This window comes from Cellulophaga sp. 3_MG-2023, from assembly GCF_030546975.1.
Lineage (GTDB): Bacteria > Bacteroidota > Bacteroidia > Flavobacteriales > Flavobacteriaceae > Cellulophaga.
In genome coordinates, this window is the sequence record NZ_JAUOPS010000005.1 from 1 (window position 1) to 20,448 (window position 20,448).

16 protein-coding genes are annotated in these 20,448 nt (G+C 32.0%); 11 read left to right on the top strand and 5 right to left on the bottom strand.

Annotated features, from left to right (window positions below; all coding sequences use genetic code 11):
- Positions 1 to 1,911 (top strand): OmpA family protein (locus tag Q4487_RS12740; RefSeq protein WP_303571895.1); only part of this gene is annotated, 1,911 nt, incomplete at its 5' end.
- 64 nt (positions 1,912 to 1,975) lie between these two features.
- On the opposite strand, the gene Q4487_RS12745 is transcribed toward Q4487_RS12740, so the two are convergent.
- On the bottom strand, positions 1,976 to 2,554 hold the full coding sequence (locus Q4487_RS12745; RefSeq protein WP_303543649.1) for a TetR/AcrR family transcriptional regulator: 579 nt from the start codon (positions 2,552 to 2,554) through the stop codon (positions 1,976 to 1,978).
- Between the two features lie 301 nt (positions 2,555 to 2,855).
- Between Q4487_RS12745 and Q4487_RS12750 the strand changes: the two genes are divergently transcribed.
- Genes Q4487_RS12750 through Q4487_RS12760 form a run of 3 tightly spaced genes read left to right on the top strand, consistent with a single transcriptional unit; the run spans position 2,856 to position 5,542 of the window.
- On the top strand, positions 2,856 to 3,890 hold the full coding sequence (locus Q4487_RS12750) for a heme A synthase (protein WP_303543647.1): 1,035 nt from the start codon (positions 2,856 to 2,858) through the stop codon (positions 3,888 to 3,890).
- Positions 3,891 to 3,915: 25 nt separating this feature from the next.
- Complete coding sequence (locus Q4487_RS12755) at positions 3,916 to 4,428, top strand: hypothetical protein (protein WP_100895549.1); 513 nt, start codon at positions 3,916 to 3,918, stop codon at positions 4,426 to 4,428.
- A 55-nt stretch (positions 4,429 to 4,483) separates the two neighbouring features.
- A complete protein-coding gene (locus Q4487_RS12760; RefSeq protein WP_100895548.1) occupies positions 4,484 to 5,542 on the top strand; it encodes a nucleoid-associated protein in 1,059 nt (352 codons plus the stop codon).
- Positions 5,543 to 5,595: 53 nt separating this feature from the next.
- Here the strand turns inward: Q4487_RS12760 and Q4487_RS12765 are convergent, their stop codons facing one another.
- Complete coding sequence (locus Q4487_RS12765; protein ID WP_100895547.1) at positions 5,596 to 6,681, bottom strand: hypothetical protein; 1,086 nt, start codon at positions 6,679 to 6,681, stop codon at positions 5,596 to 5,598.
- Positions 6,682 to 6,853: 172 nt separating this feature from the next.
- Here Q4487_RS12765 and Q4487_RS12770 point away from each other — a divergent pair, with 172 nt between their 5' ends.
- From Q4487_RS12770 to uvrB, 5 genes are all read left to right on the top strand, one after another.
- Positions 6,854 to 9,304: a DUF11 domain-containing protein gene (locus Q4487_RS12770; RefSeq protein WP_303543644.1), complete on the top strand. Its 2,451-nt coding sequence runs from the start codon at positions 6,854 to 6,856 to the stop codon at positions 9,302 to 9,304.
- A gap of 99 nt (positions 9,305 to 9,403) precedes the next feature.
- On the top strand, positions 9,404 to 10,306 hold the full coding sequence (locus tag Q4487_RS12775; RefSeq protein ID WP_100895545.1) for an ABC transporter ATP-binding protein: 903 nt from the start codon (positions 9,404 to 9,406) through the stop codon (positions 10,304 to 10,306).
- Positions 10,307 to 10,333: 27 nt separating this feature from the next.
- Positions 10,334 to 11,167 carry an ABC transporter permease gene (locus tag Q4487_RS12780; RefSeq protein ID WP_303543641.1) on the top strand — a complete coding sequence of 278 codons (834 nt, stop codon included), beginning with the start codon at positions 10,334 to 10,336 and terminating at the stop codon, positions 11,165 to 11,167.
- Positions 11,168 to 11,197: 30 nt separating this feature from the next.
- Positions 11,198 to 13,924, top strand: coding sequence for a T9SS type B sorting domain-containing protein (locus Q4487_RS12785; RefSeq protein ID WP_303543640.1), 2,727 nt, complete (start codon positions 11,198 to 11,200; stop codon positions 13,922 to 13,924).
- A gap of 134 nt (positions 13,925 to 14,058) precedes the next feature.
- Positions 14,059 to 16,044, top strand: a complete 1,986-nt coding sequence (uvrB, locus tag Q4487_RS12790; RefSeq protein WP_303543638.1) for an excinuclease ABC subunit UvrB — start codon at positions 14,059 to 14,061, stop codon at positions 16,042 to 16,044.
- 100 nt (positions 16,045 to 16,144) lie between these two features.
- On the opposite strand, the gene Q4487_RS12795 is transcribed toward uvrB, so the two are convergent.
- Both Q4487_RS12795 and Q4487_RS12800 read right to left on the bottom strand, forming a co-directional pair.
- On the bottom strand, positions 16,145 to 16,567 hold the full coding sequence (locus tag Q4487_RS12795) for an Hsp20/alpha crystallin family protein (RefSeq protein WP_303543636.1): 423 nt from the start codon (positions 16,565 to 16,567) through the stop codon (positions 16,145 to 16,147).
- Positions 16,568 to 16,778: 211 nt separating this feature from the next.
- Positions 16,779 to 17,186 carry a TerB family tellurite resistance protein gene (locus tag Q4487_RS12800; protein ID WP_303543634.1) on the bottom strand — a complete coding sequence of 136 codons (408 nt, stop codon included), beginning with the start codon at positions 17,184 to 17,186 and terminating at the stop codon, positions 16,779 to 16,781.
- A gap of 134 nt (positions 17,187 to 17,320) precedes the next feature.
- Here Q4487_RS12800 and Q4487_RS12805 point away from each other — a divergent pair, with 134 nt between their 5' ends.
- Positions 17,321 to 17,707 (top strand): DUF1456 family protein, encoded by a 387-nt coding sequence (locus Q4487_RS12805; protein ID WP_303543632.1) that lies wholly within the window; start codon positions 17,321 to 17,323, stop codon positions 17,705 to 17,707.
- Positions 17,708 to 17,777: 70 nt separating this feature from the next.
- Here the strand turns inward: Q4487_RS12805 and sucC are convergent, their stop codons facing one another.
- On the bottom strand, positions 17,778 to 18,968 hold the full coding sequence (gene sucC, locus Q4487_RS12810; protein WP_100895537.1) for an ADP-forming succinate--CoA ligase subunit beta: 1,191 nt from the start codon (positions 18,966 to 18,968) through the stop codon (positions 17,778 to 17,780).
- Between the two features lie 224 nt (positions 18,969 to 19,192).
- Here sucC and lysA point away from each other — a divergent pair, with 224 nt between their 5' ends.
- On the top strand, positions 19,193 to 20,431 hold the full coding sequence (gene lysA / locus Q4487_RS12815; protein WP_303543630.1) for a diaminopimelate decarboxylase: 1,239 nt from the start codon (positions 19,193 to 19,195) through the stop codon (positions 20,429 to 20,431).
- The last annotated feature ends 17 nt before the right edge of the window (positions 20,432 to 20,448 follow it).

Below are 20,448 nucleotides of genomic sequence, written 5' to 3' on the forward strand. Positions count from 1 at the left end.
TTTTGTTGTGCACTCACTAATGCACAGTCTAAAAAACAACAAAGAGCAGATGATAAGTTTGAAAGCTACCAATATGCGGAGGCTATTGATGTATACCAAAGGTTAATTGATCTTGGATACAGCTCTGAAACTATTTACAGAAAACTTGCTAACTCTAATTACCTTAATGCTAGGTATGAAAATGCTGCTAAATGGTATAAAAAACTAGTAAATCTTCAAGATGCGAACGTAGATCCTGAAGAGGTATACAAATATGCATTATCACTAAAGTCTATTGGTGAATATCAAAAATCTGATACTTGGATGCGTAAGTTTGATCAAATTAAACAGTACGATTCTAGAGCTACCTTGTTTGAAAATAACACCAATTATTTACAAGTAATTGAAAAAAACTCTGGGCGTTACAATCTAAAAAACCTAGAGATAAACTCTAGTGTATCTGAGTTTTCTCCGGCTTATTATAATAACAAACTAGTATTCTCTTCAGCTAGAGATACTGGTACGGTACGTAATTCTATTCACCAATGGAACAACCAACCCTTTTTAAACCTGTATGCTGCACAAATTAATGAAGAAGGAACTCCTTTTAATGCAGATAAATTAGACCGTAAACTAAATAAAAAAACACACGAGTCTTCAGCTATTTTTACTAAAGATGGTAACACTATGTATTTTACCAGAAACAACTCTGATAACGGAAGGTTTGCCCGCGATAAAGATGGCGTTAGTAGACTTAAATTATACAGAGCTACAAAAGTTGGTGACCAATGGAAAAAAATTACAGAATTACCTTTTAATAGTGATGAGTATTCTGTAGCACACCCTGCCCTATCGCCAGATGAAACGAAATTATATTTTGCTTCGGATATGCCTGGTACGCGTGGAATGTCTGATCTGTATGTAGTAGATATTATTGCTGATGGCTCCTTTAGTGCTCCTCTAAATCTTGGTAATAAAATTAACACAGAATCTAGAGAAACTTTTCCGTTTGTTTCTAAAAACAATATATTATATTTTGCCTCTGATGGGCACCCTGGACTTGGTGGGTTAGATATTTTTGCTACCCAAATTACTGATAATTTTAACGATTCTTACATCTTAAACATTGGTAAACCTGTAAACAGTAAACAAGATGATTTCTCTTTCATTTTTGATGAAGATTCTCTAAAAGGATTCTTTGCTTCTAACCGTGATGGTGGTAAAGGGTATGATGATATTTATAGCTTTGTTCAAACAAAAGAACTAAACCTTAATTGCTATAATACAATTACAGGTACTGCTGTTAATCTTAAAACAGGTGCTAGTATTGCAGACGCTGCTGTGCTAGTAAAAGACAAAGAAAACACTTTGGTTTTTGAAACTAAAACTGATAAAAAAGGAAACTTTACAATTGATGATATTTGCTGGGAGGATACCTATACCCTACTGGGACAGAAAATAGAGTTTGAAAACGGAACTACCTCTTTTGCTATAGAACGTAATAAAGAACTAGATCCTGTTATTGTAAAATTAAATCCTATTAAAAGGGCTGCCCCTATTGGTACAGATTTAACTAAGTACTTAAAATTAGACCCTATTTATTTTGACCTTGATAAATCGTTTATTAGGATTGACGGGCAAATTACAATGCAACAAGTATTTGCATACCTTAAAGAATATCCAGAGGTGGTTATTGAAGTTAGATCACATACTGATGCTAGAGCTACTACTGCTTACAACCAAGCATTATCTAACAGAAGAGCAAAAGAAACGGTAAAGTATTTATTAGACAATGGTATTGCGCCTGAGCGTGTGTCAGGCAAAGGTTTTGGGGAATCTCAACTAACTAACAACTGCGATTCTAATAGCAAATGCTCCGAAGAACAACACCAACAAAATAGAAGATCTGAGTTTATTGTAATTAAAAACTAAAACAACAACAAACAAAAAAGAGGAAGCTAAAGCTTCCTCTTTTTTTATAATAAACTATAAGTGTTTATTTATTCTCTATCCCTTTAAATATAAAATCTGTTAACTGCTTCTCTATCTCTATTGGGTTTACTTTTATATCATCATTGGTTATCATACTAAACAACCATCGCATTGATGAAAAAAACATAAATGTAGCAAACTCACCATCCATAGGTCTTAAAGAACCCTCAGATATACCCTCGTTTATAATTCCACGAACAGTATTCATATAACTTTCTCTTTTTGCTTTAAACTCTTCTAGCTTTTCTCCTTTTAAGTTACGCCATTCATACACAAAAAGTGCAATTTCATAAGGTTTAGCTATCGCATATTGAGAGTGTTTAGAAATTACAAATTTTAACTTCTCTATAGGTGAATAGGAGGATTCTACTATATTATTTAAGTATATAGTAAATTCTTCTAAAGTACCAAAAATATAATTCTCTAATAAAGCTTCTTTAGAATCTATGTAATTGTACACATTAGCAACTTCAAAATTTAACTCATGCGCAATATCACGCATTGTAGTTGCCTTAAATCCTTTTTCACTTATTAGTTTAAGTGTCTTTTCAAAAAATAATTCCTTTTTTGTAATCTTTTTCATAGTAAATAGGTTGTTAATATGGGGGGTGATTATTTAATAATAATCACAAAATTATATTATGGCTCAAAGATATGAACATACGTTAACTAAACAAGAGTTGCTATGTTAAAAAAAAGTTTAAAAAACCGTAAAATTAGTCCATTAAAAAAACAACTAATAACCAAAATGTTAAGGTTAGAAGAATACAGAACGGTACAGTGAAAAAATTAAAGATTGATAAGTAAAACATTTATTAGCTTTTTAAGCTTTATTAAAAGCCAAAAGTGGCGTATTTTTGCAGTATATTATAGACTTCCAAAAAATGCAGAAAACATTTCTAAAAACAGCAAAAATATCTTTAATACTCGTTTACCTTGTAATTATTGCTGGTGCAGTAGTAAGGATGACAGGTAGTGGAATGGGATGTCCAGACTGGCCAAAATGTTTTGGGCAGTACATACCTCCAACAGACATAGCAGAGTTACAATGGCAACCTTTTTCTTTTTTTAAAAAAGGGGAAGTTATTATTGTAGATAAAACATTGCAAATAGCTAGTAAAGATTTTACATCTAAAGCTCAGTTTAGCTCAAATAATTGGGATGCTTACACAAAACATAACTATGCTACTTTTAATGCAACACATACTTGGATAGAATATATTAATAGACTTTTTGGTGCTTTGGCTGGTTTAGCCACTCTTATTTTAGCCTTTTTATCATTTAAGTATTGGAAAACAAGGAAAATAGTAACCTTATTATCTTGGGCTATAGTTTTTGCTATGGGTTTTCAGGCTTGGCTTGGAGCTACTGTAGTGTATTCAGTTTTAAACCCTGTAAAAATAACTGTACATATGGTAATGGCATTGGCTATTGTTGCTATGCTATTGTATTTAATATATACTGTAAAAAGAACATCGAGCTTAATTGCTAAAGACAAAAAAACAAAACAATTAATTATTGTTGCTTTGGTGTTAACTTTAATACAAATAGTTTTAGGTACACAAGTTAGGCAAATGGTAGATGACCAAGTAGATATAGTAGGTGAAACTGCTAAAAACCTTTGGTTAGATAATGTAACTATTACATTTTATGTACACAGATCATTTTCTATAATAGTAACATTATTAAATATTTTTATTTTTTATAGAATTAGTAAATTAAAATTAAACCTTACTAAAATAAAGTGGGTTTTACTACTATTAGTATTAGAGATTGCTACCGGTGTTGCTATGAATTATGTTGATTTTCCATTTGGTAGTCAAACACTTCACTTAGTTTTAGCCTCTATCCTATTTGGTGTGCAATTTTATATGGTATTAGAACTAGTAAATACAAGTAAAAGAGATAAAACTTTGTAACTTTGCAACCCGCAAAATTTAAAAAATGATTTATAAAATAAGAATTATCTTAGATGCTAAGGATGATGTATTCCGAGATTTAGAAATTGAAGATAGCAACACACTAGAAGATTTGCATAATGCTATTACGCAGGCTTTTGGTTTTTTAGGAAGCGAAATGGCATCTTTTTATACTTGTGATGAAGATTGGAACCAAGATGAAGAAATAGCTCTGTTTGATATGAGTGAAAGCGGTTCTGAAGTTAAGCTAATGAACGAAACTTTTTTAGAAGATATACTTACAGAGAAAACACCTAAATTAATTTATGTGTATGACTTTTTAAGTATGTGGACTTTCTTTGTTGAACTTGCTGATATTGTTGAGAGTGACGATGGCACAACATACCCTAATGTTTTATTTAGCTTTGGAGAATTACCAGACAGTCCACCTGAAAAGAATTTTGAAGCTGAAAATCCTGAAGCTGAAAATTTTGATGAAGATTATAAAGATGACTTAGGAAGCTACGAAGATTTAGATTTTGACGAAAATTGGAACTAGGTTTCTAAAACAAAAAGCATACTTTTACTATAACTAATTATAAAACTATATACCATTGATAAATTTATATTCTACTCAAATAGAAAGTATTTCTATACACCGTGTTGGTAATAAAAATAAAGGCGAAGGCGCGTTTTTATCTAACCAACCATTTTCTTTAAATGATGAGACTACTGGTCTTTTAAAAGAGTACTTTTTTAAACCATTTAGAGAAAAAGAAGAAAACTATTTTAAGTTTACAAACGAGGTAGATGTAGAGTTTAATGAAATATATAAATTAGCCGTAGAAATTTTTGAAGCTCCAGAAAGCTGTCATTCTGTTTCTAAAAAAATAGCTACACACCTTTTTGAGCAGTCCAATCATCCGCATATTAAAAGTGGAGAGCTTTATGTAACTCACCTAACAGATGTATTACTAGATAATAAAAAAATAGATGCTATTGGTATATTTAAAAGCGAGCTTAAGCACGATTTTCTACAGCTAATAGAAGATGGTGAAAATATAGATATTAATATTTTACAAGGAATAAACATTAACAAGCTAGATAAAGGTTGTATTGTTTTTAATTCTCATAAAGAAGAAGGTTACAAAGTTTTGTCTGTAGATAGTAACCGTTATGATACAAAGTATTGGTTAGAAAACTTTTTAGGGGTTGATGCCCTTGCTGATGAAACATTTTACACTAAAAATTATTTAAAATTTTGTCAAAACTTTGCAAAGGATGTTGTTTTACCTGCTGAAGACAAACAGCAAGAAGTTTTATTTATGAATAAAGCTGTAAACCACTTTGCAAAAAACGATAACTTTGAAGAAACTGAATTCTTGAATGAGGTAATGGAAAACCCTGAGTTAATACCAGAGTTTAAACATTACAAGGAAGAAAAAGGACCTAAATTTAGCGTAGAAGACGTATCTAACTTTAATATAGCTAACAAAGCCGTTTCTGATGTTCGTAAAAAAATTAAAAATGTTATTAATTTAGACACAAATATTCAGATAAAAATGGACTTTATAAACCCAGAGTCTGCAGAAAAATTTGTAGAAAAAGGTTGGGATGAAGAACGTCAAATGTACTATTACTTAGTATATTTTAATAAAGAAGAAAAAAACTAAAACTAGCAAATAAGTAGTTTTAGCTTATTATTTATATCTAATGGAGCATAAGATTAATCTATTTTAATCCTATTCTCCATTATTTGTTTCATACTCACATCTTCGTAATTTCGCTTAACAAAATCCAATGCCAAATCTAAAACTCTTCCCATCTTTCTGCATTTTTTAAATTGCATATCTAATGTCAATTCATAAATTTCTTTTCGTAAAAGTTTTATGTTTTCTGGAGTAGAAATTGTGTCCTTTTTACAAATATTTCTAAGTTTTTTTATTCTATTACCAGAACTTTTTATTCGTTTTGCTACTATAGAACGTTCTTCTAATTTATACTGATCTACAGAACTTATTAATAGTTTTTTACGCACCAACTCTACCATCTGAAAGTTTTCTTTAAAGAACTGTGGTCTGTAAACTTTTAATTTCCCTTCAAAACATTGCTGATCAAAATCTATTGCTCTAATACGATAAACAACTTGGTCAAAATCATGTACAGGTACAATTACATAGTTGTAAGACCTCATATCTCCTAAAAGCCTAATCATACAACGCTCATTAAACTTTACAAACTCTTTTGCTAGCTGCGCTTTTTCAGACTCACTACAGTTTGGTAACATATCTTTTATAAAAACATCTCCTGGAATGCCAGATATATGCTCTTCAATTAAAGTATCTTTATATACTAAAAAGTTAAGATTATAAGGTGATAACATATGCTCTAGTTCTAATCCATAAATTCTAGATGCATCAGTTTTTTTAATATAAAAATATGTAAAGTTATCATTCAAAATATTACGCACTTTTATTCTAAAAGGCTTAGAGTTTCCAAAGGTGCAAAAATCCACAGCATCTACATTTAAGTACTGTATTATATTATCTCCTCCATCAGAAAGTAATATTGAATATACTTTTTTTAAGCTTAAATCTATCTCTGCTCTATCAAACTCAGAGTAGTACACACGTACCCACAAGGTATCGTTATCATCTGAATCATAAACAACTACAGAACCAGAAAAACGTAATAAATCTTCATAAAAAATAGGAATCTCCATTTTTCTATTATAATGTTCTAAATAGGCATCTAACTGGCTATTAACCGGATATGCAGGTTTCTTTTTAGACATTAATTTCTCTTCTGACATTTTATATTTCGTTTTTAATAAAAATAAGTAAATAGTTGAGATAAAAAAGGAAAAAAATATATTTATTAACTACCAATTTTAACATATTACAACAATAAGTTGTAGCTATACAACATAAATTTAGATAATCATTGTAGTATTTGTTCTTTTACAATATTCTATAAAAATAAAAATGAACAACATTAAATCTATAAAAAAATTTAGCATACTGCTATTTTTAATATTTAACTATTTTGGTTACGCTCAATTAAGTGATTTACATTATCTGCCACCTTTAAAACAAGGAGGAAATAATCAAGCTGTTAGAGAGCAGGTTGTATATTTATCTACTCCAGAAACTACAGCTTTTACTGTAAACGTTTACCAAGGTACTATTGCCGCTCCAATAGCAAATTTAACAGTTTCTAATACAGCTCCTGCAACTTATAATTTACCAAATGGAGATAATAATATTACATTAGTAAAAAATGCTAACACTGGGGTTGTATTAACACAAAGTGGCTTACGCTTTGAGTCCCCAGGCGGAGAAAAGTTTTATATAAATTATAGAGGTAGTTCTAGTTCTCAATCCACATCACTTACTAGTAAAGGTAGGCAAGCAATGGGACAAATTTTTAAGTGGGGAGGTATACCTAACAGAGGAAAGCATAATAGCTTAACTAATGCACTAGGTATAATGGCTACAGAAGATAATACCGTAGTTACCTTATCTGGGTATGACCCTAATAGTGAGTTTAGACTTGGTGGTAACGCAGGTGGTATTACAGATGACACCTACCAAATTACATTAAATGAAAACGAGTCATTTGTTTTTGAAGCATACGTTAAGCAAACTACAGCAAATGTAGATGGATGGTTAGGAGCTACAATACAATCTACAAAAGATATTGTTATTAGTAATGGTGGACTTAACATTGCTGTAAGAAACAATAGTTCTAGTAGAGATGCTGCAATAGACCAACCTGTACCACAAAATAAAATAGGAAAAGAATATGTTTTTATAAGGGGTAATGGTAATAGTGAAACAGAAAAACCAATAATCATTGGTACACAAAATAGTACTGATATATTTGTAAATGGCTCTACAACACCTATTGCTACCATAAACAACGGAGATTATTTTGAAATTCCAGATAGTTATTATTCTAGTAATGCTGCTGGTGGAAATATGTTTGTAACAACATCTAAAGATGCATATGCTTATCAATCCTTAGCTGGAGACAGCTCTATAGTAACAGTAGGTTTAAACTTTGTTGCGCCAGTAAACTGTTTATTACCAGATAATTTAAATAATATTCCAGATATTAAAGATGCCGCTGGTGTTAAAATGAATGGTGGTGTAACCATTATAGCCTCTACCTCTACTCCGGATGGTAACATTAGCGTAACAGATGGTAATGGCAATGTAACATTACCAGCATCATCTGCCGTAGCTGGTTCACCTGATTGGAAAACATTTTATGTTCCTAACTTAAAAGGTAATGTTTCTGTACAATCTACAGGACCTATTGCCGTAGGTTTTTTAGGGTTTAATGGCGCAAGAGGTATTGCAGGCTATTTTTCTGGATTTGATACTGTCCCAGAAGTAGACTTACAAGTTACTGGTGGTGGCTGTTTGCCTGGCTCTATAATACAAGTTGTAGATGCGAATTTTGATGCATACCAATGGTACCAGAATGGTGTTGCTGTACCTGGAGCAATATTTTCTAGCTATACGCCTAATGAAGCTGGAGACTATTTTGTAAGAGTAACCAAAGGAGGTTGTACATATGACTCACAACCAACAGCGGCTTATTATTGCTTACCAGATATAGTTGTTAAAAAAACAGCTAATGTAAGCTCTATATTAGAAGGAGATATTTTTGAATATAAAATAACTGTTGAAAGTCTTGGTATTAACGATGTTACCAACTTAAAAATAACAGATGTTATTCCTGCTGGTTTAACCCTGTTATCAGCTAATCCAACTGTTGGTTCTTGGTCTGCTCCAGAATGGACAATAGGTACACTAACCAAAGGTGAATTAGTTTCTATAACATTAGAAGTACAAGCAGGTGAATTACCTTTTAACACAACTGTTTCATCTTACACAAACACAGTTACAAACTCTCAAGATCAGACAGATAGTAATACAACTACTGATGATATGACGGAAACTGTTACCATTAATAATAATGAAATCACAATAACAAAAGTTGCTTTACCTGCTCCAGACGGATCTTATGATTCTTTAAACGAAAAAATTACGTATTTGCTAACTGTAACTAATAACGGACCAAGCACCCTAACCAATGTAACTATTACAGATCCTATTGCTGATTCTGGAAGTATTAGTCCGGCAGCTGTAGCTACGTTAGCACCCTCAGAATCTACTAGCTTTACTTTAACACACGCTATAAATAATACAGAGCTAATGTCTCTTTTAGTTACTAATACCGCAACTGCGCAAGGAGAACTGCCAAATGGTTTTGTTATTTCTGATACTTCTGATGATCCTAACGAAAGTGCCAACGTAGACAATAATGGAGATGGAGAACCAGACGACCCAACTATTGTAATACTTGGTAGGCCTAAAACTGTTATTACAAACCGTAGAATTACACATAGAGTTAAGTTAAATTAATTCATAAATAATATATTATAAAAACAATTTGTAAGGTTTTGTAACAAATTCTTAGGTAGCTCGTCTTATGACCGTAACAATCATTAAAACCAGCTACTCTTGGAAACAATACTTACAGTAAAAAATCTCACAAAAAAATTTGGTTATTTAACCGCAGTAAAAGATTTATCTTTTACTATAGAAAAAGGAAATGTTTATGGTATTTTAGGTCCTAATGGTAGTGGTAAATCTACAACACTTGGTATTGTACTAAATGTAGTTAACAAAACTTCTGGAGATTTTAGTTGGTTTGATGGGAGCATAAATACACACCAAGCATTAAAAAGAGTTGGCGCTATTATAGAGCGACCAAATTTTTATCCATATATGACGGCCGTTCAAAACCTAAAATTAGTTTGTAAAATTAAGGAGGTAGATGAAGCTAAAATCGAAGAAAAACTAGAATTGGTTGGACTTTTAGACCGTAAAAATAGTAAGTTTAAAACCTACTCATTGGGTATGAAACAGAGATTAGCTATTGCCTCTGCCCTTCTTAACGATCCTGAAATACTTATTTTAGACGAACCTACAAATGGTTTAGACCCACAAGGAATTCATCAAATTAGAGAAATCATAAAGGTTATTGCTGCGCAAGGAACTACAATTTTACTTGCCTCACACCTTTTAGATGAAGTAGAAAAAGTATGTAGCCACGTTGTTATTTTAAGAAAAGGAGAAAAATTATATTCGGGTCGTGTAGATGAAATGATTGCTAGTTATGGCTTTTTTGAACTAAAAGCTGAAGATAATGAAGCACTGTTATCATTTTTAAAAACAAATTCAAACTTTAGCTCTATTACTGAAGAAAACGGACTTATAACTGCAAATTTAAAAACAGAATTAAGTGCTTCACAATTAAATAAAGAGCTTTTTACTGCCGGAATAAATTTATCACACTTAGTTAAACGTAAAGAAAGCTTAGAAGAACAATTCTTAGAGCTTACTAAAAATCAATCTAACTAATCACTCCAATCAAAAAAACTAAAAAATATGTTACGTTTACTACAAATAGAATTTATAAAATTATGGAATAATAGAGCTAGTAAAGTTTTAATACTTGCTTACTTTATATTAATGATACTTATAGCTGGTATATCTATGATAAAGGTAGATTTTGGTCCTTTAAAATTTCATATTGCGGATGTTGGTATTTTCAATTTTCCTTACATATGGCATTTTAACACGTTCATGGCCGCCTTTTTAAAACTCTTTTTAGCCATTGTTATAGTCTCTATGATTGCTAATGAATATAGCAACAAAACAATAAAACAAAACTTAATAGACGGCTTATCTAAAAAAGAATTAATACTCTCAAAATTTTTAACAATAGGTGTATTCTCTTTAGCATCTACTATTTTTATATTCCTTATTTCATTATTTCTGGGTTTAATTTATTCAGATTTTAATGAAGCTTCAATTATTTTTTCTGATTTAGAATATTTGGTAGCATACTTTGTAAAACTTATTGGTTTTTTCTCTTTCTGCTTTTTTGTTGCTGTATTGGTAAAACGTTCTGCTTTTGCATTAGGCTTTTTATTTATCTGGTTTATTGGAGCAGAAATTATCCCTTACACATACTTAGCATCTAAATACTCTAAAGAATTAGCAGATAATGTAACTAGCTTTTTTCCTTTTGGATCTATGTGGAGTACCATTACAGAACCTTTTAGTAGGTTAAATGTTATTAAGTCTGCAGCGCAGCAAGTTGGTGAGGATATATCTAGAGATTATAGTGTGCAACCTTTACAATTGGTAATTGTATTATGCTGGACCGCTATTTTTATATATTTATCATATACTTTGTTAAAAAAAAGAGATTTATAAGTATATTTAAGCGTTTTAGAGAACGCTTTTATGAAACCAACCACAAAACTCCTTGCAATGGCTCTGCTGTTGCCCTTACTTTCTTTTGGCCAAACTCAGGCTTCTAACTGGTATTTTGGAGAAGGTGCTGGTTTGCGTTTTAATAATGATGGTAGCGTTACCGCTGTTACAGATGGTAAATTAAATACTACTGAAGGTTGTGCTACAATATCTGACGACACTGGTAATTTATTATTTTACACAGATGGCATACGAGTATATACCAAAGACCATGTTCTTATGCAAAATGGTACTGGCTTGTACGGAGACCCATCTAGTTCTCAGTCGGCATTAATTGTTCCCAACCAAAAAGACACTAATATTTTTTACATTTTTACTGTAGATACTAGTGTTTTTGAAGCAGATCCAGATTATGGCCTTAATTATTCTACTGTAGATATGTCTTTAGATGGAGGAAAAGGAGCTGTTAAGTCTAAAAACGTTCGACTTTTAGATTATTGCTCCGAGAAAATTACAGCGGTTCTTAAAGATTGTTTTGATAAATCTGTTTGGGTAATTACCTATGCTACCAATGATGGTAGCGAGGGGGTTTTTGATACTTTTCACGCTTTTGAAGTAAATGACACTGGTGTTGTGACGACCTCTGTAAAATCTAAAGTAAATAGTTTTATAACAGACAAAAGAGGTTATTTAAAACTATCTGCAGATGGTACAAAAATGGCATCAGCTAACGTAAGCCAAGGTTTATATTTATACGATTTTAATGCAGATACTGGTGTACTAAGTAATGAACAACGTATAAACATTAATGCTCCAAATAAAGATCCATACGGTCTAGAATTTTCGCCTAACAACGAGTTGCTTTACGTACACACTTACAATGCCCAACAAGGTTTAGTCACAGAAACATCTAACCTTTTACAATACAATTTAACAGCCGCAAACATCTCTTCTAGTGAAGTTATTTTAGACAATAGAAACATTTACCGTGGCGCTTTGCAATTGGCCGAAAATGGTAAAATTTACAGAACCATTGCAAACTCTTACGACCAAGGAACACAGTATTTAGGTGTTATTAACAACCCCAATCAATTAGGCACTACCGCTGGTTACCAGCACAATGCTGTAAACTTACAAGGAAAATTAGCTACACAGGGATTACCTCCTTTTATACAGTCTTTTTTTGCTAAAGAAGATTTAGTTAAAAATACAGACGGAAGTACTAGTCCGTCTTTAACTATTTGTGAAACAGATAATTTTACACTAGAAGTAGATAATTTCCCTGGAGCAACTTACGCATGGTCTTTAAACGGAGTACCAATAATAAATAATAGTAATATATTAAACATTACTAACGCAACTTTAGCAGATGCCGGAAAATATGCATTAGAAGTTACTCCAGCAGACCCATCAGAATGTCCTATAATTGGAGAAGCACAAGTAAATATTAACACATTACCTATTGCCTTAAACACTACTTTAACACAGTGCGATTTAGATAGCAATTCTACAGATGGTTTTGCTAGTTTTAATCTAGAGCAAGCTAGTTTTGATATCTCCAATGGTATTGCAGAAAATACGGTCAATTTTTACGCATCAATAACAGATCGTGATACTAACATTCCAATTACAAACCCAATTGGTTACAGAAACACAACGGCTACTAAGCAAACCATATATACCAGTGTTACTAACGAAAACAACTGTGTTGTTTTCGCAGAGTTAATTTTAGAAGTACAACCTACCACAAGCAGTTTACCAACTAGATTACCATATTATGCGTGTGATGTTGATGCTTTAGATACAGAAAAGACAGGCTCTTTTAACCTAGACGCTATAAAAACTAAAGATTACCCTGGACTAGAAGTTAGTTTTTATGCTTCTATTGAAGATGCTTCTTTAGAGTTTAATCCTATTTCTGGTGAGGATTATATTTCTACTTCGGCAACTTTATATGCCAGATTAGAAGCTAGTAATCAATGCCAAGGCGTAGAAGAAATTACTTTAATTGTACAACCTACTCCAGAAGTTGTTATTAATGACGAGTATTTTTTATGTACAGACAATCCTGTTTTAGAACTAAATGCAGAAGTTGGATTTGATATGTACCAATGGTTAAAAATTGAAGCTAATGGCACTGAAAATTTAATCTCTAATACAGCAAACGCAACTATTACTGCTGTTGGAAACTACAGATTAGAGGTTGGTTACAGTTACAATGGTGGTACACTAAATTGTGTTAATACTAAAGAGTTTAAAGTTACGCCGTCTAACATAGCTGTAATTACTAATGTAGAGGTTAAGGATTTAAGTAACAACAATAGTATTAGTATTATTGTTACTGGTGATGGTGATTACGAATATGCAATTCTAGATCTACTTGGTCCATACCAAGATAGCAACACTTTTACTAATGTGCCTACAGGTATTTTAGAGGTTTTTGTTAGAGATAAAAAAGGATGCGGAACTACAGCTCCTTTTGAAGTTTCTGTAATTGGCTACCCTAAAACGTTTACACCTAACGGTGATGCTATTAATGATACTTGGCAAATTAGTGGTATTAGTTCTACTTTTTTAGCTAAGAGCGATATTTATATTTTTGATAGATATGGTGTGCTTGTTGCTAAAATAGACCCCAGTTCTAGCGGTTGGGGTGGCGATAGCAAAGGGATTCCGGTTCCTGAGTCTGACTATTGGTTTAGAGCTAAACTTGAAAATGGCAGAGACTTTAACGGTCATTTTTCTTTAAAACGATAAGCTGCGCTAGGGATTGAAGCGGCACCACGTATTTGCCGATAAGCAAAACGGAGTATAGCGTAAAGCCCGCCCGAGCGCCCAAAATACATTACTTATTTGTATGCTTTTATTGCGGTATTTGTTACTTTTAATCTATGAAATTTAAAGTTGTATCAAAATTTGAACCTACTGGTGACCAACCACAAGCAATTAAGGAGTTGGTTAAAGGGGTAAATGAAGGAGAAAAACACCAAACTCTATTAGGAGTTACAGGCTCTGGAAAAACGTTTACGGTGGCAAATGTGGTAGAAAAGGTACAAAAACCCACCTTGGTTTTAGCACACAATAAAACGCTGGCAGCACAGTTGTACTCTGAGTTTAAACAGTTTTTTCCTGAAAATGCTGTAGAGTATTTTGTGTCTTACTATGATTATTACCAGCCAGAGGCATACATACCAACTACAGGTACTTTTATAGAGAAAGATTTGTCTATAAACGAGGACATAGAAAAATTGCGTTTAAGTGCAACATCTTCCCTACTCTCTGGGCGTAGAGATGTTATTGTTATTGCGTCTGTATCTTGTTTGTATGGTATTGGTAACCCTGTGGAGTTTCAGAAAAATGTAATTTCTATAAAAAAAGATCAGGTTATTTCTAGAACTAAATTTTTACACCAATTAGTACAAAGTTTATACTCTAGAACTACAGAAGATTTTAGAAATGGTAATTTTAGAGTTAAGGGAGATGTGGTAGATGTTTTTCCTAGTTATGCAGACCACGCATTTAGAATTCATTTTTTTGGTGATGAAGTTGAAGAAATTGAAGCTTTTGATCCTTTGCATAATAAGGTTCTAGAGGTGTATGAAAACTTGACAATTTACCCTGCTAATATGTTTGTAACATCGCCAGATATTTTACAAAATGCCATACACGCTATACAAGCAGATATGGTTAAACAGGTTGATTATTTTAAGGAAATTGGTAAACATTTAGAAGCGAAACGTTTAGAGGAACGTACTACGTTTGATTTAGAAATGATACGTGAACTTGGCTATTGTTCTGGTATAGAAAACTACTCTAGATATTTAGATGGTAGACTACCAGGAACTAGACCTTTTTGCTTGTTAGATTATTTTCCGGATGATTATTTAATGGTCATAGACGAAAGTCACGTTACTGTACCACAAGTACACGCTATGTATGGTGGAGACAGAAGTAGAAAAGAAAACTTGGTAGAATATGGTTTTAGATTGCCTGCTGCTATGGATAACAGACCTTTAAAGTTTGAAGAGTTTGAAATGATACAAAACCAGGTAATACACGTAAGTGCTACACCAGCAGATTATGAATTACAATTAAGTGGTGGCGTGTATGTAGAGCAAGTAATTAGACCTACTGGCCTGTTAGACCCAATTATAGAAATAAGACCTAGTTTAAACCAAATAGATGATCTGGTAGAAGAAATACACTTACGTATTGAAAAAGATGAGCGTACTTTAGTTACTACACTTACCAAGCGTATGGCAGAAGAATTGGCTAAATACTTAGACCGTATTAGTGTACGTTGCCGTTATATACACAGTGATGTAGACACTCTAGAGCGAGTAGAAATTATGCAAGATTTACGTAAAGGTTTATTTGATGTGCTTATTGGTGTAAACCTTTTAAGAGAAGGGTTAGATTTACCAGAGGTGTCTTTAGTTGCTATTTTAGATGCTGATAAGGAAGGTTTTCTACGTAGTGCACGTTCTTTAACGCAAACAGTTGGTAGAGCTGCAAGAAATGTAAATGGCAAGGCTATTATGTATGCTGATAAAATTACTGCTAGTATGCAAAAAACCATTGATGAGACCAACTACAGAAGAGAGCGACAAATTGCTTACAACACCAAACATAATAAAAAGCCTATGGCTTTAAATAAGAGTTTGGATAGTGCTTTATCTCAAAATTCTGTTTCTACTTATCATTTTGAAAAAGAAGAAGCAAGAGCTGCAGAACCAGATATGGCGTATTTAACTACAGACCAAAAAGAAAAAATGGTTCGTGAAAAACGTAAGGCTATGGAAAAAGCTGCTAAAGAATTAGATTTTATGCAAGCTGCTAAATTAAGAGATGAAATAAAAGCATTACAAGAAAAATAAAAAAATGCCCTAAGCAACCAAGCTTGGGGCATTTTACAAAAACTAACCAACCAAATCTAATATTGTTTTACCTAGCGTGTAAAACAATATTTAAAACTTATTATGCAATATCTATTAGCCTTTTTGGCTTAGGTAATGCTTCTTCTTTTTTAGGTAATGTAAATTTTAAAATTCCATTGTTATAGGTTACATTAATACTATCTTCATTAATAGTATCTGGTAAACTAAAGGTTCTTTTAAAACTTTTTACGCTAAATTCTTTTAAAGAAAACTTCTCTTTTACATCTGTATTTACTTTTTCATCTACTACAGACACAGATAAAATATTTTTATCTACTTCTATATTAAAGTCTTCTTTTTCTCTACCTGGAGCTAGTAACTCTATGGTATAATCTTTTTCGTTTTCTTTAATGTTAACTGGTGCTGTATTAGGTGAATTATTCTCTAAACCACCATACCAATCTGTATTTAATATTTCATTTAATAATGAAGGAAAAACTGTATTTCTTTTAACTAAACTCATAACTAACAATTTTAAATTTTAATATTTATTCTTGTTATGTTACTTTTCAAATGTTGTACCAATACACAAACAATGACTTTTTGACACTCAAACACTGTGTACTAATGACAAAATGGCTTGTTTTTTTTTGTATAAACACGTCAAAATAAGCCAAACCAAACAATAAAGAATGGTATAGCCACTGTTATTACTATTTAAAATAGGGTGATTTTTAGTTCTGTTGTGCTTTAAAAGCTTCTTCTATTATACTTAATGGTACTTCCTTATTAGGGTAATTGTGCATAATAGATAGCACTTGTTGTATGGCCATTGGAGACAACCCCATACCTAATCCTAATTTGTGTAATTTATTAATTTCTAATATAGATTGTTTTTCATCTACATTCATTAATTTAACTAAGTTAAAAAAATGATTAACCTTTTCTGCTTCTGTGCCTGGCTTAATTCGCTCTATTTTTGCTTCAAAAAGAGAATCTAAAACAACTGCGTCTACACCTAAATCCTCTGCTACTTCTAGTAAAAAGTCGTACTCAGACTGTACTAATCCGTCTACCTTTGCTAAATCTATTAAATCTAGCAATACACTTAGTTTTTTTAAATAATTGGTTTCTATAGACATAGCAAAATTTCTGGACAGCAATATAGTGCATTTTATAAAAAACAGACAAGAAAATGCATAGAAAATGTATAACTGATACTCAATAATGTATCAATGGTATATTTAATGTAACTTTGTGCAAAATAATATTTTTTATGACGAATAATGATACTCTAAAAAAATTAAGAGTCGCGCTTATGTTACGTGATGATGATATTGTAGAAATATTAAAATTAGTAGATTTTAAAATTACTACAAGTGAACTTGGTGCTTTTTTTAGAAAAGAAGATCATCCTAAATATATGGAGTGCGGAGATCAAATACTACGTAACTTTTTAAACGGACTTGTAATTTATTTACGAGGTTCTAAGGATAACCCATCTACTCCTGCTGAAGCTTTAGCTAAAAAAGGAAAAACTAGCTTACCAAAGAAAAAAATATACGCCAACAACAAACCTAAACCTATTTACAAAGATAAGGTTAGAGAAAAAAATAAGTCTCAAGATCTTAGCAGCGTAAAATATAAGAATAAGAAAAAATAATATTTTTTTTAAAGTATAAAAAAAGGGACAATCTAAAGATTGTCCCTTTTTTAGTATAACTTTTTTTAGCTTAAGCTAAAACTTCTTTTACTTTATCTGCAGCTTCTTGGAACTGTACAGCAGACTGTACATCTAAACCAGAATTGTCTATTAATTCTTTAGCAATATCTGCATTAGTACCTTGTAAACGTACAATAATTGGCACATTTATAGTTCCCATATTTTTATAAGCATCTATAACACCTTGTGCAACACGGTCACAACGTACAATACCACCAAAAATATTAATTAAGATTGCTTTTACAGCAGGATCTTTTAATATAATTTTAAAAGCAGCCTCTACACGTGCAGCATCTGCAGTACCACCAACATCTAAAAAGTTAGCTGGCTCACCACCTGCTTGCTTTATTAAATCCATAGTAGCCATTGCTAAACCAGCACCATTAACCATACAACCAACGTTACCGTCTAAATCTACATAGTTTAATCCTAATGCTCCAGCTTCAACCTCTATAGGGTTTTCTTCACGCAAATCTCTCATTTCTGCGTATTGCTTTCTTCTGTATAATGCATTATCGTCTATAGATACTTTAGCATCTACAGCCATAATTTTATTGTCTGATGTTTTTAAAACTGGGTTAATTTCAAACATACTAGAATCACTCTCTACATAAGCCTTGTATAAAGAAGCAACAAATTTTGTCATTTCTTTAAATGCTAAACCAGATAATCCTAAGTTAAAAGCAATTTTACGTGCCTGAAAACCTAGTAAACCTGTTGCAGGATCTATTTCTTCTGTGAAAATTAAGTGCGGAGTACTTTCTGCAACTTCTTCTATATCCATACCACCTTCTGTAGAATACATAATCATATTTCTACCAGTAGCTCTGTTTAACAATACAGACATATAGAATTCTGATGTTTCAGTTTCGCCTGGATAGTAAACATCTTCTGCTACTAATACTTGGTGAACTTTTTTACCCTCTGCAGAAGTTTGTGGTGTAATTAGGTTCATCCCAATAATGTTACCTGCAATTTCTTCTACTTCGTTTAAATTTTTGGCAAGTTTAACTCCCCCACCTTTACCTCTACCACCAGCGTGCACTTGTGCTTTTATAACATGCCATCCAGTACCAGTTTCTTGTGTAAGTTGCTTTGCAGCAGCAACAGCTTCTTGTGCATTATGTGCAACTATTCCGCGTTGTATACGTACGCCAAAGCTTGCTAAAATCTCTTTTCCTTGATATTCGTGAAGGTTCATATATATTAGGTATATTTTGTTCTGGTACAAAAATAAGAAACCAAGGTCAATTTCTCTAATTAATTTTAGGTTAGCTTCCTATTATTATAGTGATACATCGAAATAAAACACAATAATGTTACATATATAACAAATTGTTATTTTTTAATAATAATGCAACTATATTTTTTGAACCTAGAAATAACTATCTTAGTTTTGTCTTATAAAAATAAACAATTACAGTTATGCAAGCATCCGATTTATTAAAAATTGCAAAAACATACGGAGATCCCGTTTATGTTTATGATTCGGAAAAAATTATTTCCCAATATCAAAGACTAACAAATGCTTTTAAGGGTGTTAAAAAATTAAAACTTAACTATGCTGCTAAAGCATTGTCTAACATATCTATTTTACGCTTAATGAATTCTTTAGGTAGCGGTTTAGATACTGTTTCTATACAAGAGGTAGAACTTGGACTTTTAGCTGGTTTTAAGCCAGAGTCTATTATATACACACCAAACGGAGTTTCTTTAGAAGAAATTGAAAGAGCTGCTGCATTAGGTGTACGTATTAACATAGACAACTTGTCTGTATTAGAACAGTTTGGAAGCAAACACCCAAACATACCCGTGTGTATTAGAATTAACCCGCACGTTATGGCTGGTGGTAACTCTAACATATCTGTAGGTCATATAGATTCTAAATTTGGAATTAGTATTCACCAGATTCCCCATTTGTTACGTATTGTAGACCTAACTAAAATGAATATTAACGGTATACATATGCATACTGGTAGTGATATTTTAGATATTGATGTTTTCTTATACGCATCTGAAATACTTTTTGAAACTGCTAAAAACTTTAAAAACTTAGATTTTATAGATTTTGGTAGCGGCTTTAAAGTACCTTACAAAACTGGTGATATAGAAACTAATGTTGAAGAGTTAGGACAAAAATTAAGTGCAAAATTTAATGCCTTTTGTAAAGAATATGGTAAAGAGTTAACCTTAGCTTTTGAACCTGGTAAATTTTTAGTGAGTGAGTCTGGTTTCTTTTTAGCTAAAGTAAACGTAGTTAAACAGACTACTTCTACTGTATTTGCTAGTATAGATTCTGGCTTTAACCACTTAATTAGACCTATGCTTTACGGATCTTCACACGAGATTGAAAATATATCTAACCCAAAAGGCAGAGAACGTTACTACTCTGTTGTGGGTTATATTTGCGAGACCGATACTTTTGCCAGTAACCGTAGAATTAACGAAATATCTGAAGGTGATATTCTATCTTTTAGAAATGCTGGTGCATATTGTTTTACAATGGCAAGTAATTACAACTCTAGATTTAGACCACCAGAAGTGTTATGGCACAAAGGTGAAGCTATTCTAATACGTGAAAGAGAAACACTAGATGACCTTATAAAGAACCAAGTAGATGTAAAAAACCTATTTGCTAAAAAAGAAAAAGCCACTGTTAAATAAACAGTGGCTTTTGCCTT